The sequence below is a fragment of the Lactobacillus sp. UMNPBX17 genome, assembly GCF_002553735.1.
GTDB classification, from domain to species: domain Bacteria; phylum Bacillota; class Bacilli; order Lactobacillales; family Lactobacillaceae; genus Lactobacillus; species Lactobacillus gallinarum.
Genome location: NZ_PCYT01000159.1, coordinates 1 through 888, shown reverse-complemented (window position 1 = coordinate 888; position 888 = coordinate 1). Strand labels below are relative to the sequence as shown.

General features: G+C 29.7%; 2 protein-coding genes. Both read left to right on the top strand.

Features of this window, described 5'->3' with window-relative positions; all coding sequences use genetic code 11:
- Window positions 1-105: 105 nt before the first annotated feature.
- On the top strand, window positions 106-543 hold the full coding sequence (locus tag CP368_RS10095) for a LytTR family DNA-binding domain-containing protein (protein ID WP_098046062.1): 438 nt from the start codon (window positions 106-108) through the stop codon (window positions 541-543).
- 1 nt (window position 544) lies between these two features.
- Window positions 545-888 (top strand): DUF3021 family protein (locus CP368_RS10090; RefSeq protein ID WP_098046061.1); only part of this gene is annotated, 344 nt, incomplete at its 3' end.

Here is an 888-nt window from a genome sequence, read left to right as displayed (position 1 = left end):
ATTTTTTATGCTTACGACCGATTATTTAAATTTTATACCGAATAATTTAAAAATACGGTTTTCTCAGGCAATATCTCATATAATTCAAAATAAAAGGAGAAAAAGATGAAATTTAAGCTTTTAATAGAACCTAAAAAAGAAGAATTAGTTCAAGCACAGGTACATCAAGAAAATGAATTTACAAATAAGTTAAAGTTATTTGTATTAACCAATGGTAATTCTAATCAAATTGCCGCACATGATGACAAAGATTTAATTGCTTTATCTTTGAATCAAATCGTTTTGATTACGATTATCGACAATAAGATTTGGGCTATTTGCAGCGATAATAAGAAATACCAAATACGAAAACGAATTTATCAGCTAGCAGGTGAGTTACCTAACAACTTTTGGAGAATTAATAAATCAAGTATAGTGAATCGCTATCAAATCAAACGTTTTAAGGGAACTAAATCAGTTGGTGTAAACGTAATTATGAAAAACGGATTAACAGATTATGTTTCAAGAAGATGTTTTTCAAAAATTAGAAAGGAGTTGGATTAACATGAAACGGTTCGTTAAAGATTTTATTTCACGAGGATTAATCGCTGCAGGTTTTGGCCCGCTTATTTTAGTAATAATTTATTATGGTCTTCAATTAACAGAAAATGTAACCAGTCGACCAATGACAGAAGTAAACATCAATATTCTATCGATCCTTTTCATGGCTTTCGTTGCTGGCGGAATTGGAGCCGTTTTTAAAGTTGAAAAAATTCCTCTAGGTATCGCAACGTTAATTGATGCAATTGTAATTTATCTAGATTACCTTTTCTTCTATTTAGTAAATGGCTGGATTCTTGTTAAGGCAACACCCTTATTTATCTTTACTATTATCTATATTATTGGATA

Excerpts from the sequence above, each read along its gene's own strand:
- CP368_RS10095 (WP_098046062.1), top strand. The coding sequence starts at position 106 with ATGAAATTTAAGCTTTTAATAGAACCTAAAAAAGAAGAATTAGTTCAA.